The sequence below is a fragment of the Frischella sp. Ac48 genome, assembly GCF_019641635.1.
In the GTDB taxonomy this organism is placed as follows: Bacteria; Pseudomonadota; Gammaproteobacteria; order Enterobacterales; family Orbaceae; genus Frischella; species Frischella japonica.
This window is the reverse complement of record NZ_JAETXP010000014.1, coordinates 20,108-34,540: the sequence shown is the minus strand read 5'-3', so window position 1 is coordinate 34,540 and position 14,433 is coordinate 20,108. Positions and strand designations below refer to the sequence as shown.

Genomic DNA, 14,433 nt, shown 5'->3' with positions numbered 1-14,433 from the left:
AATCTGTAGCCAAGTCTATAGGTAAAGTTTGAAATTCGATAAAGCGTTAACAATCATTGGGCATAATAAACTTATTTTTATAATATTTACGAAGCAAAGATGTAACGGTAGAGATGAGCATTCTATCTATTTAGTACAAACTATTGGTATTATTTTATGAAATCAGTTGCAAATGCTCTCAAGGTAAAATTTTTTACTCAAAGTTCTACTTGTAAACTGATATAAGATAAATTAATCAGATAGTTCATTTATGATAATGGTCTATCTACCTGTCTAGATGATCTCTATCAACATTAACTGAACGGAGAAATTTTATGATCTTCACTGATCCGATTCAGTGATGCTGACGATATATCCTATGATAAGTGCAGGCAGAAACTCTATATTGAGAAGAGCAAAAACAATCACGATCGGGTCAGAGTGCCATAGCCAATCTACTAGCCATTGATAATGGTACTTGACCCTCAAATGGGGAGCTTGTTATAAGATTATAATCAAAAATTAGGCGTATACCGATGAATGATTACTGACTGATAACATAAGCTTTTATCGTTTCACTACATGCGTTTAATAATAATGGAAGTATTAATGCCACCAAAGGCAAAATTATTACTTTGAATGTATTCAATATCTAATTCTCTGCCATTTCCCATAATATAATCAAGTTCACCACATTGTGGATCAGGATGAACAAGATTAACGGTAGGGTTAAACCAACCCGAATGCATCATTTCAATAGATAACCATGCTTCAAGCGCACCGCAAGCGCCTAAAGTGTGACCAAAATAACTTTTTAATGAAGAAATCGGTGTTTGATGATTGAAAATTTCAGCAGTAGCATGACTTTCAGCAATATCGCCACGATCTGTTGCTGTACCATGGGCACTGATATAACCTATTGCAGAAGATGGCAAATTGGCTTGCTTTAATGCTTGTTCAATGCAAAACTTCATGGTTTCTTTACGTGGTTGAGTGATATGGCTCGCGTCACAATTGGTCATAAAACCAACGATTTCGCCATAAATTTTTGCTCCACGAGCTTTAGCATGTTCGTATTCTTCTAAAATTAAGGCGCCGGCACCTTCACCAATCACTAAACCATCCCGATCACGATCGAATGGTCGTGGTGAATCTTTTGGATTATGATTCTTCTGACTTGTTGCAAATAAAGTATCAAATACTGCTGCTTCCGATGGGCATAGCTCTTCCGCGCCACCGGCAACCATGACGGTTTGCAGACCGTATTTTATTGCTTCATATGCATAACCGATAGCTTGACTGCCTGAAGTACAAGCGCTGGATGTGGGGATGATGCGTCCTTTCAGGCCGAAAAATAACCCGGTATTTACTGCCGTAGTATGTGGCATCATTTGTACGTAGGTGGTGGCGGTAATATTATTGGTGTGTTTTTCATTTAACATCGTCGCAAATGCTGCGACAGGCGCTGTACTTCCGGTAGATGATCCAAAAGCGATACCGGTACGACCATCCGTAAGCACTGATTCTTCTAATAAACCTGATTGTTTCAGCGCGATTTCTGTAGCCTGTGTGGACAGCAATGAAACGCGTCCCATAGAACGTATTTTCTTACGTGTATAATGTTCTGGTAGTACGAAATCATCGATAGGTGCACCAAGTTTAGTGTTCAATCCATCATAAATTTCCCATTCGGGCATATATCTCACGGCATTTTGCCCTTGTTTTAAGCGTGCCTGAACCGTTTGCCAATTGCTACCAAATGCCGTGACCCCGCCCATGCCAGTTATTACCACACGTCTAATCATATCATACCTCCATTTATTGAAATAACTTGACGCGTTATATAACCGGCAATATCTGACATAAGATAACTGGCTAATCCAGCTACTTCTTCAACATTGCCCATCCGTTTTAAAGGAACTAATTTCATTGCTTCATGAAAGACGATAGGATCGATATCTAAAATACCAGTATTGATAACACCTGGTGCTATGCAATTAACGGTAATATTGCGTTTAGCTAATTCTATTGCAAGGGCTTTACTTGCACCAATGAGACCAGCTTTAGCAGCACTATAGTTTACTTGCCCCCGATTACCAACAACACCTGAAATCGATGAAATCACGATAATACGTCCACCATTACGTAGACCGATCATTGGCATAATGCACGGATGTAAGACATTATAAAAGCTATCTAAATCAGTATGAATAACGTCACACCAATCTTTTTCAGTTAATGCCGGGAAAGCACCATCACGAATAATACCTGCGTTATTGATTACACCATAATAGGCACCATTTTGTTCAATATCAGATTCAATAATATGTTGACACTGAGCGCGATTACTGACATCAAAAGATAATAACCTTCCTTTGCCACCATTATTCTCAATAGTTTGCAGAGTTTGTTGTGCTCCTTTTTCGTCACTATGATAGTGAACAGCAATATTAAATCCATCTTGGGCAAGTTTAATGGCAATAGCTTTACCAATACCCTTACTTGCGCCGGTTACAAGGACTGTTTTTGTCATTATTATTCTCCTAAACGGGGTTTACCAAATAACACTGCCAATTCGGATTTATCCGGTTCATAAACGTTGAGTCTTCCTGTGGCAACACATGTGTCATCGATTGTTAACTGGCATTCAAAACTGGCCAATTTATTATCATGTAAGATTAATTTTGCCTGAATCATTAACAGACTATTTAATGGAAATTGCGTGACGGAAAGATCGATCGATCTACCACCTAATAGCATGCCAATTTTAGTTTGATGTTCATTTTTTTGACCGTGATAACCATTCCATACTCCAATTGTTTGCGCCATAAGTTCAATAGCATAATAATTCGGTAAAGCAAATTGATCATTGAGGAATGGTGCTAAAATACTTTGGCGGCTCACTTCAACACTACAAATGCACTGTTCATTATCGATCAAATGTACATTTTGTATCATGACCATTGGCGTATCATGCGGTAAATAGTGTTTTGCTAATTCGTATTCCATTATTTTTTACCAATAATTAAAGAAACATTATTACCACCAAATGCAAATGAGTTTGACATTATAATTGGTTTTTCAAGTTTCATAGATTGTGTCACCATGGCGATGTTATCTAATTGCGGATCAAACGGTGAAACCGAGAAATTCTGTTGGGGTAACGGGATATTTTGCTCTATTAATAAATAACTGATCGCTAATTCGGTTGCAGCTGCTGTTCCAAGGGTATGACCGGTGAGATGTTTAGTGGAACTACATGGTGTATTATATGGGGCAAATAAACGATAAACTGCTTTACTTTCAGCTTGATCATTTAACGGTGTTGCCGTGCCATGTAAATTAATATAGCCAATATCGCTTGCGGTCAGTTGGGCATCTGTTAAAGCCATTGCCATTGCTTTTTGTGCGCCAATACCTTCCGGATGAGGCGCCGAAATATGATGCGCATCGGAAGACTCGCCAATACCTAATATCGCTATTTCACTGTTTTGCTCCTTAGTCAGTACAAATAGGGCGCCTGCCTCTCCGATATTAATACCACAGCGATGTTGTGCAAAAGGCGTGCAAGGTTTATCTGATAGTGATTCTAAAGCATGAAATCCATTAATTGGCATTCTACTTAAACTATCTGCGCCACCAACAATGGCAGCATCAACAAGACCACTTTCAATCAGACGTTTGCCACTTATTATTGCTCGGGCACTGGATGTACATGCTGTTGAAATAGTGTAAGCTGGACCTTGTAGGTGTAATAAGGTACTTAAGAAACAAGATGGATCACCTAATTCTTGCTGATTATAATAGTAATTTCCCGGTAACTGGCCTGATTGCAAATAATGTTTGATAGCTAAATCACCTTCATGGATACCCGAAGTACTTGTGCCTAAAATTACCGCAATTCTTTGTTTACCGTATTTTGCAATAATCTGTTGTATCTGTGACTCAATTTGAAGGTAGCTGGCATAGATTAATTGATTATTTCGGCTATTATATGCCGCTAAATGATGGGGAATTGTTGGTAATGGTGTTTTAACTTTGCCAAACCAAGTCCTTTTATTGTGTAATAACCAACCGTTATTTTCCTCTAAATAATGAGTAGCATTGTAATATTTAGCTAAATTTTGACTAATTTGCGTCATATTACTGCCTAAAGAGTTGATCGCTCCTAACGCGGTGATATAAACCATTATAACTACTCCATACTGCTAATTGCGATTTGATACCCAAAAATATGATGTTTGATATTTGTTGGTTTACGGATTTGCGATGAAGGTGGCTGACGATATTTGATCTCAATCACTGTTTGTTGCTGCTCATCAATCAGTAAACGCTGCTCGGTGGTGTCAATTAATTGCCAACCTTTGGGTAATAAAGGTTGCCACTGCTCTATAGGTAGAATGCTGAACATAATGTCAGATAAAATTTGAGACGCGGATGGTAGCTCCTTAATAAAAATATTTTGTTCAGTCGTAATTACTTTACCATAGTAGTCAATTTTAAATAGACGAATGCCTAGTGTTGATAAACCAACTACACTTAATGCATCATTTTGTGCATCAATCATTGTGATTAATGAATGCTGTTGACCGTTATAACTAAATGTCAGTAATTGTTGATCATGATAAACTTGGTCGAAATGAGGGGCTGGTAAATTCACTTTAACCCCTTTGGTTAACCAAGTTTCGGGACTGATAGGTTTGTTGGCACATGAGCAGAGTAATAATGTTATAAAGCACATTAGCCAATATTGAATTCTTTTCATTTTGCTACCTAATTATTTGATTATTATTTATTTTGATTAATTAGTGTTGTTTATTTTGCGGTTGGCAAATTGGCGCAAATAAGTATGCTGTAAAAATGCCACCAGTGAGTACTAAACCAAAACCAACGATAGCGTTAGTATGGCTTAATACTAACAAACCAAACGATAGCAAGGTGGTTAATGCTGCCATCGATACAGCTAATAATGCGCCAGTTGTTTGGCTCTTGGTATTGCTTAAGAATAAACTATAATCAATACCAATACCAATAACTAAAATTAATGCTAACATCGAAAATAGATTAAGTGATTGCTGAGTTATGCCGAGGATAGCCAATGAGGCACCAATCGATAATAAGGTCGGTAACGTGCTTTTAATGGCCATAAACAAACCATTATTACGATTCCGATATATAAAAGTAGCACAAATTATGATAATGGCAAAAACCAATAATTCACTTAAATGAATACGATAATGCGTAAACATATCATTAAATTCTTGTCGTCGATCTAACCACTGCACTCCTGATATTCCAGAAGATAAGTCACTTAACTTGGTTATGTTTTTAATATCACTAATCGGTATTAATGTTGCACTTTGCCCGTCAGTTAAACTAAGCCAGAGTAAATTGCGTCCTTCACTGATTGAACTATTTAGCCATTGTTGTGGGGTCATAAGCGCTAATTCATTGAGATTTAGACGACTATTCTCAGGCGTTAAACCCATATCTTCTAACCCGTCTATAATAGCAGGTGCATATTGTTTGATAGTATCAATATTCTGTTGTTGTTGCTGGAGTGAGAATAAATTTATCGTTTGATATGAGCCGATTAATCCATCTTGTTTGGCCTGATTTAGTATTGGGATGAATGCTTCGAGTCGTTGTAAAGTTTGTTCCGGGGTTTGGCCGTAGACAACAAACCATTTTTGATCATGACTTTGCTTTGTTATAGCTATAATTTTTTGTTCCTGTTGATATAAATCGGTAGGTAATGTTTGTAACTGTCCGATATCATCATCAATTTTTAATTGTGTGAGCCCTATGGCAATAAAAGTAGTCATCATTAATGTCATTATTATTTGCATGCTGTTTTTTTGCCATAATGTTAACCAACCCGTTAAATAACGTTCGCCAATATTTAATCTTACCGGCAAATTATTAACGAGAAATGGGTACCAGCATATAACGGTAAAAAAAGCTCCCATTAAACCAAAAATCGCAAAGGTTGCTAATTGTTTTAATCCCGGGAAGGGCGTAAACAACAAAATAACGTAAGCAATTAAGCTAGTCGTCAGAGCAATTATTAAGGTATAAAGGAGATTGTTAAGACTTTGCCACGCGGTTTCTTGATTCCCATGTAACATACGCTCGGTTAAATAATGTAGGGCATAATCAATCGCAATCCCAATAATACTGGTACTCATAACGAGGGTAATAATATGTATTTCACCAAATAGCGCTACTACGGCAACTATTCCACAAAGAATACCAATCGAAATCGACAGAAGTGTCAATAAAATAGGACGTATAGAACGGAAAATGACTAAAATGAGGATTACAATGCCGAGAATCGACAGACTACCAATCGTTGAGATATCATTTTTGGCTTGAGAACTGGCATAATCACTATAGAACAATACGCCTCGTTTGATAATTTCTGTATCTGGCCATTGTTGTTTAAGTAACAGCGTTAATTCATCGAGTTGTTTAATAATCTGCTGTGATTGCTGCATATTAAATGAGGAACCTTGCAGTTGAGCATAGATCATATACCAAGTATTATTTTGTTCATCTTTAGCTGTCAGCCAATGATTATTAACGGTTAAATTACCGCTATGACTAAGTTGATTTAATTGTGTTGAACGTGTTATGAGCAATGGATCATGATTAAGTTCATTCATGGTTAAGCCACTAAATGGCGAATAAAGTTGACTTAATATCCAAGGTAAATGTGTGCCATTTTTTATCTTTGTTAGGGTATCAGTATCGATAAGTTGATAACGATATTGATACGCTGTTTTAGCCCATTCTTGCTGAAATTGTTGATCCATTAACCCATTGACTTTTTCAATAAATTTTTGCTGGGTTAAGTTGTCATACCACCATTTTACTGGTTCAAGGTCATCGGATAGTTTGGGTTTAATTAACCACACTAATTGCTTATCTAAGCGTTCTTGAAAACCTGTCATTAACTCTGCAGGAACAGCTGTATTTTGTGTTTGAGGTAATAATGATAGTACACTGGTATTAAGTTTACTTTTTGGCAGTAAATATATTGCCAATACTAATAGTCCAAGAACAATTAGCCCCCATAAAACAGCTGCTTTTTTCAAGGTATCACAATTAATCGAATAAATGTTTTTCATTTTCAGTTAAGGGTAATGTTTGATGATCAGTAAAAACAATCAATGTTTTATCGTTTTGCTTATCATCAATGGTAATTTGTAATAAATATTGGTCACCGATTAAGGTAATTTTATGAAAAATTTTATTTAAAGGAGCCATTTTCGGTATCAATATCAGTTGCCATTTTTGTGCATTATCAGAATCAGATAAGTTCAGTTGAAAATTTTTTTCAAGGGTAATTTTATCAGCATTAAAAATTGCGGCTAATAAGGTATTAAATTGAAATAATTGTGGCTGTTCATCCGCTCTGATAATTTGTGGTGGTTGTTGACCAATGATTTGTTGCATACGTTGATCATTCATTTTTAGCGTCAAGGCAAATGGAGTCAACTGTTGCCACCATAATCCATGGTGTTGTGATATGATCATTCGCCCCGTTGAATGTAAGGGCTTGTTCATACCTTGAATATATCTATCTTGTGTGAAATTAGCACGCGTAACCGGATATTGACTAAATTTTTGTTGTAATTCATCCAGCGTTATGGCCTGACCATTACTGACAAAAAATATCGAAGGAAGAATAAAACAGAGTATCAGGAAATTTTTCATGTGATTAATCCAAAACGTTCTAAAAAGATTGGTGGCGTAACAAAACTCATCTCTTTATTCACGGCATTAACGGCAACTTGAATGGTATATCCAGTGGTCGTTTTTTTACCTGTTATAGCGTCTCTTACTATATAATTTAATTTTATACGATTTTCATATTCGGCTAATTGCACGGTTATTTGCAGGGTCTGTTCTGCTATGGTGGCAACAACGTATTTAACGCGAGTATCGATAATGGGCCAAACATAGCCGGAATCAAGCATCTCTTTGTAACCATAATTAAATTTTTTAAACAAAGCTTCACGGGCCTTCTCAAAAAACTTTAAATAATTACCATGCCAGACAACGCCCATGGCATCAGTATCATGAAATGAAGTGATGACTTCGATTGTGGCACTGTGAATTGTATTATTTATCATAATTATTATCTTTTTTTGTCAGTTGTGTGGGCTTAGTATAGTGCCAAAAGTCATAAAAATTAAACCAATCAAGTGGCGACATTAAACAGTAATATTCTAAACGTGTAGCATAACGCTGTACGGTAGCTTGTAAGATTTGCTGTCGTTCTTTACGTGGTAAGCGTAATTGTTCACTAAAATGTTCAAAATAGAATTGATAACGTCCGTTTGGTTTTAATCCCCAAACAAGGTAAACAGGAACACCTAGCGCCGATGATAGAATAAATGGACCTTTGGGAAAAGGTGCTGGTTGGCCCAAAAAATTGGCCCATATGATGGCATCATCGTCGGTTCGTTGATGAGGATTAGTTGACGTTCTGTCGCCCATAATGGCGACCCATTCACCGCGATCTAATTTTTCTTTAAGCAGTATTGCGCTATTAGCATTAAGTGTATCGACTTGAATTAAATTAATGGTTGCTTTAGGATTTATCGTAGCAAGAATCTGATTAAATCGTGTCGCATGGCGCGTAAACACTAAGGCATTAATCGTGACGTGGTGGGATAGATTGGCAATAGCTCGACACATTTCTAAATCACCAAGATGTGATCCCAATAAAATAATGCCTTGTCGTTTTTCTATAACCTCTAAACACAGGGCTTTATGTGGATAATAGAGATCATTGATGGTGATATCACCTTGCCAACTGGCTAATTTATCAATTAACGATTCACCAAATCGATAGAAATGTTGAAAAGTAGTCAATTTATTTTTATTAACCAGAGGAACAGATGGATACTGTTGTTTAATTAATTGTAAATAAGCCTTGGAAGCTTTACGCTGTGTTGTGCCAGTTAACCAAAAATATAGAATGACTGGAAGCATAATCAATTGTGCTATTTTACGCCCCAAAATACGATACGCAGTTAAAATAAACTTTATGCCCCACAACCCCTTACGTTCATTGACTTGTGACCAATGTTGTTGTGGCATTTGTTGGGAATTATCTCTTTTTATCAAAGCATAAGCACGCGGCAACATACCGAAAAAAAGTTTGGTATGCATCCAAGAAATGAGTAAGTTATCTTTAACGGCCCTGAAGTGTGATAGCCCATCTGCGGGATAAATCACGTTTGTTGGGATAAAAATTACCTCAGCACCATCCCAATACAATCTCACCATAATTTCGGTATCAAAATTCATTCGATTACCGATATTATTTTTATTCATTATTTGCATGGTTTGTTCAAGTGGATAAATTCTAAATCCACACATACTATCTTGAATTGTAAAAGATAATGTTTCTATCCAGACCCAAAAATGCGTGATATAACGTGCGATTAAGCGATGTTTAGGTACCGAATCATCATAAACCGGTTTACCGGAAATAAGAGCCTTTGGATGACACAATGATTGGTCAATCAGCTTAGCAATATCATGACTATTATGTTGTCCATCCGCATCGATTTGAATAGCATGGCTATAACCTTGCGAATAGGCTAATTTCATTCCAGTCATTACTGCAACACCTTTACCTTGATTCGTTGGTAAACGATGTAGGGTAACCCAAGTAAATTGTTGACTGATATTTTTTAGCATTTCCGCTTTATCAATATCGCTACCATCATCAATAATAAAACAGTGTAGTTGATAATGTGCGAGTTGCTGTAGCACGTTAAAAATCTTATAGCTATGATTAAAGCATGGAATGACGAAACAGTACTGAGTTAAATGATCAGTATTTTCACTATCTATTGGCATAGTTTTATTTTCCCGCTACTAGCTGTTTTATTGGCAACTGTATATGTAAATTGTAATTTGTTGAATTCTTTGAGCCAGTTGATGTGTAAAATTAACGTGTCATTGGGTAGTATAGGCATTTGAAATTTTATGATTTCAAGCGATTGAATATTAAATTTTTGGGCAAATAGGATTTCACTATAATGTATCACCCAATTTAATTGTACTACGCCAGGTAATAACGGTTGTGTAGGAAAATGACCATTAAACCAAAAAAGATCATTTGGAACTATGAGTTCAAGCTCAGCGGTATTGTCATTCACAGAAATATTAAGTTCTTTGGGTAATTTTTTCATTATTAACTCAGGATTTTCGAATAGGGCTTTTATTTCAATATAGGTGGATTTGCCCTGCTGGTTAACTGGCAGTTGTTTAACAAAACGCCATTTTTTGGGCACAGTTACCAGAGATAATTTATCTTTTAATCGTTGGCGAAAATATTGGGTCAATTGGAAATGACCCAGTTGTTGCAGTTTTTCTTGACCTATTTGAGATAAGATTATAGCCGCAGCTAAGATAGTTCGATTTTTCTGTTCAAGAGGGATAATTGTTGCATGGGTGATCTCGTTAAGTATTTCAAGCTGTTGTTCTATATACGTTAGAGATACTCTTTTTTCTGAGATTTTTACAATTTTATCTGTCCGTCCCTGAAGATAGAAATGTTGATCGTCAATGATTGCAACTTTATCATTAAGTATTTCCGGTTGTGTAATTAGCGGTGAGTGTAACACGACTTGCTCATTTTCATGATGTGATGTTAATTTCATAGGAGCAAATAACTGCCATGGCGTTTCACTTTGATATTGGCTACGTGTGGCAATTATGCCAGTTTCAGTCGAACCATAGATTTCATTAGGTAAACGATTAAAGCATTTTAAACAAAGGTTTGCCGTCTGAAATGTCAGTAATCCACCCGCTGATATGACTTTGTTACAGCTAATTGGAGCAATATTGGCATCCAGCATTTTAAGAATAGATGGTGTTGTAATATACAGAATATTCCGGTAACGATAACTAGCCAATTGTTCTTGATAACTGATGGTTTCACAAATAAAAGGTGCTTGATTCATCAACGCCAAGACAATTTTAAACGTTAAGCCATACATATGTTCATGACTTACCGAAGCAATAAAGACTAAATCGGATAATGGGGTAAACTGGTTGGTTAAGATTTGACTTTCTGTTTCCAATTGGGCGATGGTTTTGCTAACAGGCTTGGGTAATCCAGTAGAACCTGACGTGAATATGGTTAAACTATCTGACACAAATGTTGCCGGTAGTATTGATGGCAAATTATCAATAACGGTATCGGTATTTAAATGGTGAATATTAATCAGATGATCTGGCGTTAACGGCACACATTCTGAAGTAAGGTGGTCAGTGATTAACGCTTGGTAAAAAGACGTCATCTCTTTCTGTCTTGGATTCAGTAATACAGGTTGCTTACCTGCATAAAGTATGGCAAACAAACTAACCACAAAATAAAAACTATCTTGCATAGCAATCGCCCAATGTGTTGCCGGCGATAATTTAATTTGTTGATATAATGAAGCAATATACTTCTTAAAATCAATAGCATACAAGGCTTGATGTTGGCGAATAGCAATCACATCATTATCATCACGATCTATTTGTTCTACTAGTGGTATTAATTGCGATATTTTTGGCGAAGTAACCATTCTCCCCCCATACATAATCCAATTAAACAGTAACTGATAGCACCGTTATATAATGTCCACCACTGTAAATCATCGATTAAGCAAGTAAATAAAGAAATTGAGCCATTAAATACAAAAAAATAACACCAAAAAATCGTAACGTTGCGAGTATAGTGTATTTGAGCTGTTGATAGATTATGATGCTTTATTCTGGCAAAGCGTTCGATGATAGTCGGTGTATGTTTTAAAGAATAGGCAAATATTGTCAATAAAATACTGTTTACCATAACCGGATAATAAAGTAATAATTGATATTCTGACAATAACCAGCTGACACTAGCTAAAAACAACCCGACAAACGGCATGATTTTACTAAACCAGTATAGTTGTGAATTCATTGCCGGTAATGTTAATAAACGTAATATAAATATAATGAACAGACCTAAAATGGCTAAGTTTAAGTGACCATGATGTAATGAAAAAAAGATGATAAAAGGGTAACCGATTAATAAAATATTAATCATTATTTTTATGATTGCCATTAACTTAGTCATACTTGCAAGTTTGAAAAAATGCGTCTTAACCATTTACCAATTTATCAACAGAATCAACAACGTCTTGAACAGTCCTGACCGATTTAAAAGTTTCTGGATCGACTTTTTTACCGATCTTTTTTTGTAGATGAACAACCAGATCAACCGCATCAATGCTATCTAAATCTAGTTCCTCAAACAATTTGGATTCAGGTTTAATATCATCCGGTGATAGTTCAAATAGTTTTACTAAAGCTGATTGAATTTCATTAAAAATTTGTTGTTTATCCATTGAGTAAATTCCTTTATTAATGTTGTTGGGAAGCGACAAAATCAGCTAATGTTTTTACTGAATAAAAGATGTGTTTAGTTTCCTCATTTTCGGCTGAGAGTACAATACCATAACGATTCTTGATAGCTAATCCTAATTCTAAAGCATCAATAGAATCTAAACCTAAACCATCGCCAAACAAGGCCATATCGGTATCAATATCATCAGGGGTGATTTCTTCTAGATTTAGAACGTCAATGATAAGTTGCTTTATTTCTTCTTGTAATTGAGTCATGTATTTTCCTTGTATTTATTGTTTTATCTTTGCTATGTCATTTTATTTAGGACTTAGTTTTAATGTTAAGTCATAAGTTAATTCTCTTGCTGAAAGAGCAAGATTTTCACTTAGATAATTACTAATAGGGATTTTTTCCCCTACTGTAATATTAAACACAGGCTTTTTTAATGGCACATCATACCATTTCTGTTGTTTAATGAGGAATGGCGGCCAACATTCTATGTTAATAATCCTAATGTCAGCCTGACAGCGTAATGCAATATTCGCCGCACCTCTTTGAAGTTTAATTTTCTCATTAGGTATACTACGTGTCCCTTCAGGAAATATTAAAATCCGGCCATCTGTTGTTAATGTTTGTTGGCAATGAGGTAGCATCCTGCTTGCCTCAGTATTGGGAATATAATCCGCTGTTTTAATAATGCCACCGATAAAAAAATTTTTTAATAGTGATTCCTTGACCATGCAGTCACAACGCGGCATAACTGATGCCAATAACACAAAATCTAATAACGAGGGATGATTTGCTACCACTAAACAGTGTTTGTCCTGTTTGAGTTTGTCTAACCCATTGAATTGGTAGCTAATAATTCCCAGTAATTTAACTATCCATAAAAAAAGCTTAAAACTTAAACTAATACTATATTGGGCAATAATTGCACGTTGGGTTTTATTCCAAACGAATATTCTGAGTAAGTTAAACCATATCAGCCACAAAAAAAATAATCCACCTAACCCAAATAAGCTAAAACCAATTGCCGTAGCAATGATTCGCCAAAATTGATTAATTTTGATTAGTAATCTTTTTATCGTTAGTTTATCGTCCATAACCAGTGTTGTTTATTTCCTTCTAGATAAAAAGAGGATTGCTTATTTAAATAACCATGCAAAAAAGCGAGTGATTGCGGATAACCGGATTGATAGGGGACAACTTCATTGGCAAGATTAACCAAAGATTCCGCTTCGCACGTATTACCTTGTGATATGATGAAACCTGTAGCATAAGCGGGCACGGTAACCGTAATTTGGGAATGATAGCAATCAGGAATCGCACCATCAAAATCAATTAATAAAATACGTTTGAAACCTTGTGTTATTAGCGATATCGCCTCAATTAATCCTTGATGAAATCCATCTTGTCCAGCAGAAATTGAACTAATCGGGATCGCTTGTTTTGCAATAATTGATAATAATCCAGCAGCGGTGTTATGTACCGATAAAGCGAAGTCAGTTGGGGAAATATCTTGATTATGATTTAATGTATCAAGAATTTTGTAGGTTCTTTCCAATTCGCCATGACGACTGATAAAAATAGCAAAATCAACTTGGGTTTCTTTAATTAATTCTAATCCAACTTCAACAGCAAGCCGAGAAGGAATACTCATCCTGCGTGCTTGTAAGAGTGGTAATTTAGTCAATTTAGGTAAGGGTAAATGCCAATCATGGTTTTGCTTATTTGACCATGCAAGCCATTGAGCCTGATTTAATAAACCAGAAGATATCGCAAACCAATTTTCAATTGAAAAAGAAAGTTTCATGCCATTATTTTTATTATTTTACAACAATCATAAAAGATTAAATATTATATCGTTGATTAAATGATTTCCAAAATAAAAAATTTGAAAGTGCTATTTTAAATTAATCAATCTCTAACCAATTACCCTTTTTAATTTTTTTAACTTAATAAACTTACGATAATTAATAACTTTACAATTATAGCACAATTAATTATTTGGGTTTTGAAATTAAACCCATTATAATGCGCTAATTCAAACCCTA

General features: G+C 35.6%; 15 protein-coding genes. All 15 read right to left on the bottom strand.

Annotated features, from left to right (window positions below):
- Positions 1 to 557 precede the first annotated feature (557 nt).
- From JMI89_RS10175 to JMI89_RS10105, 15 genes are read right to left on the bottom strand one after another with little or no spacing between them, the layout of a single operon-like run.
- On the bottom strand, positions 558 to 1,784 hold the full coding sequence (locus JMI89_RS10175; RefSeq protein ID WP_187755994.1) for a beta-ketoacyl-ACP synthase: 1,227 nt from the start codon (positions 1,782 to 1,784) through the stop codon (positions 558 to 560).
- Positions 1,781 to 2,512: a 3-ketoacyl-ACP reductase FabG2 gene (locus JMI89_RS10170; RefSeq protein WP_187755993.1), complete on the bottom strand. Its 732-nt coding sequence runs from the start codon at positions 2,510 to 2,512 to the stop codon at positions 1,781 to 1,783. Before JMI89_RS10170 ends, JMI89_RS10175 begins: the two co-directional genes overlap by 4 nt.
- Before the next feature lie 2 nt (positions 2,513 to 2,514).
- Positions 2,515 to 2,988, bottom strand: a complete 474-nt coding sequence (locus tag JMI89_RS10165; protein ID WP_187755992.1) for a 3-hydroxy-fatty acyl-ACP dehydratase — start codon at positions 2,986 to 2,988, stop codon at positions 2,515 to 2,517.
- Positions 2,988 to 4,169 carry a beta-ketoacyl-[acyl-carrier-protein] synthase family protein gene (locus JMI89_RS10160; RefSeq protein ID WP_187755991.1) on the bottom strand — a complete coding sequence of 394 codons (1,182 nt, stop codon included), beginning with the start codon at positions 4,167 to 4,169 and terminating at the stop codon, positions 2,988 to 2,990. The genes JMI89_RS10165 and JMI89_RS10160 overlap by 1 nt, the downstream gene beginning before the upstream one ends.
- A 5-nt stretch (positions 4,170 to 4,174) precedes the next feature.
- Positions 4,175 to 4,744, bottom strand: coding sequence for a DUF3261 domain-containing protein (locus tag JMI89_RS10155; protein ID WP_220680008.1), 570 nt, complete (start codon positions 4,742 to 4,744; stop codon positions 4,175 to 4,177).
- 40 nt (positions 4,745 to 4,784) lie between these two features.
- Complete coding sequence (locus tag JMI89_RS10150) at positions 4,785 to 7,109, bottom strand: MMPL family transporter (protein ID WP_220680007.1); 2,325 nt, start codon at positions 7,107 to 7,109, stop codon at positions 4,785 to 4,787.
- Entirely contained in the window at positions 7,087 to 7,698 is a 612-nt protein-coding gene (locus tag JMI89_RS10145) for an outer membrane lipoprotein carrier protein LolA (RefSeq protein WP_187755988.1), read from the bottom strand. Before JMI89_RS10145 ends, JMI89_RS10150 begins: the two co-directional genes overlap by 23 nt.
- A complete protein-coding gene (locus JMI89_RS10140; protein WP_187755987.1) occupies positions 7,695 to 8,117 on the bottom strand; it encodes a thioesterase family protein in 423 nt (140 codons plus the stop codon). Before JMI89_RS10140 ends, JMI89_RS10145 begins: the two co-directional genes overlap by 4 nt.
- On the bottom strand, positions 8,107 to 9,858 hold the full coding sequence (locus tag JMI89_RS10135) for a glycosyltransferase (protein WP_220680006.1): 1,752 nt from the start codon (positions 9,856 to 9,858) through the stop codon (positions 8,107 to 8,109). Before JMI89_RS10135 ends, JMI89_RS10140 begins: the two co-directional genes overlap by 11 nt.
- Positions 9,849 to 11,576 carry an AMP-binding protein gene (locus JMI89_RS10130; protein WP_220680005.1) on the bottom strand — a complete coding sequence of 576 codons (1,728 nt, stop codon included), beginning with the start codon at positions 11,574 to 11,576 and terminating at the stop codon, positions 9,849 to 9,851. Before JMI89_RS10130 ends, JMI89_RS10135 begins: the two co-directional genes overlap by 10 nt.
- Positions 11,546 to 12,097: a hypothetical protein gene (locus tag JMI89_RS10125; protein ID WP_187755984.1), complete on the bottom strand. Its 552-nt coding sequence runs from the start codon at positions 12,095 to 12,097 to the stop codon at positions 11,546 to 11,548. Before JMI89_RS10125 ends, JMI89_RS10130 begins: the two co-directional genes overlap by 31 nt.
- A 37-nt stretch (positions 12,098 to 12,134) precedes the next feature.
- Positions 12,135 to 12,380: an acyl carrier protein gene (locus JMI89_RS10120; RefSeq protein WP_187755983.1), complete on the bottom strand. Its 246-nt coding sequence runs from the start codon at positions 12,378 to 12,380 to the stop codon at positions 12,135 to 12,137.
- A 16-nt stretch (positions 12,381 to 12,396) separates the two neighbouring features.
- Positions 12,397 to 12,654 carry a phosphopantetheine-binding protein gene (locus JMI89_RS10115; protein WP_187755982.1) on the bottom strand — a complete coding sequence of 86 codons (258 nt, stop codon included), beginning with the start codon at positions 12,652 to 12,654 and terminating at the stop codon, positions 12,397 to 12,399.
- A 42-nt stretch (positions 12,655 to 12,696) separates the two neighbouring features.
- Positions 12,697 to 13,482 carry a 1-acyl-sn-glycerol-3-phosphate acyltransferase gene (locus tag JMI89_RS10110; protein WP_187755981.1) on the bottom strand — a complete coding sequence of 262 codons (786 nt, stop codon included), beginning with the start codon at positions 13,480 to 13,482 and terminating at the stop codon, positions 12,697 to 12,699.
- Positions 13,467 to 14,192 (bottom strand): beta-ketoacyl synthase chain length factor, encoded by a 726-nt coding sequence (locus JMI89_RS10105; RefSeq protein ID WP_220680004.1) that lies wholly within the window; start codon positions 14,190 to 14,192, stop codon positions 13,467 to 13,469. Before JMI89_RS10105 ends, JMI89_RS10110 begins: the two co-directional genes overlap by 16 nt.
- Between the last annotated feature and the right edge of the window lie 241 nt (positions 14,193 to 14,433).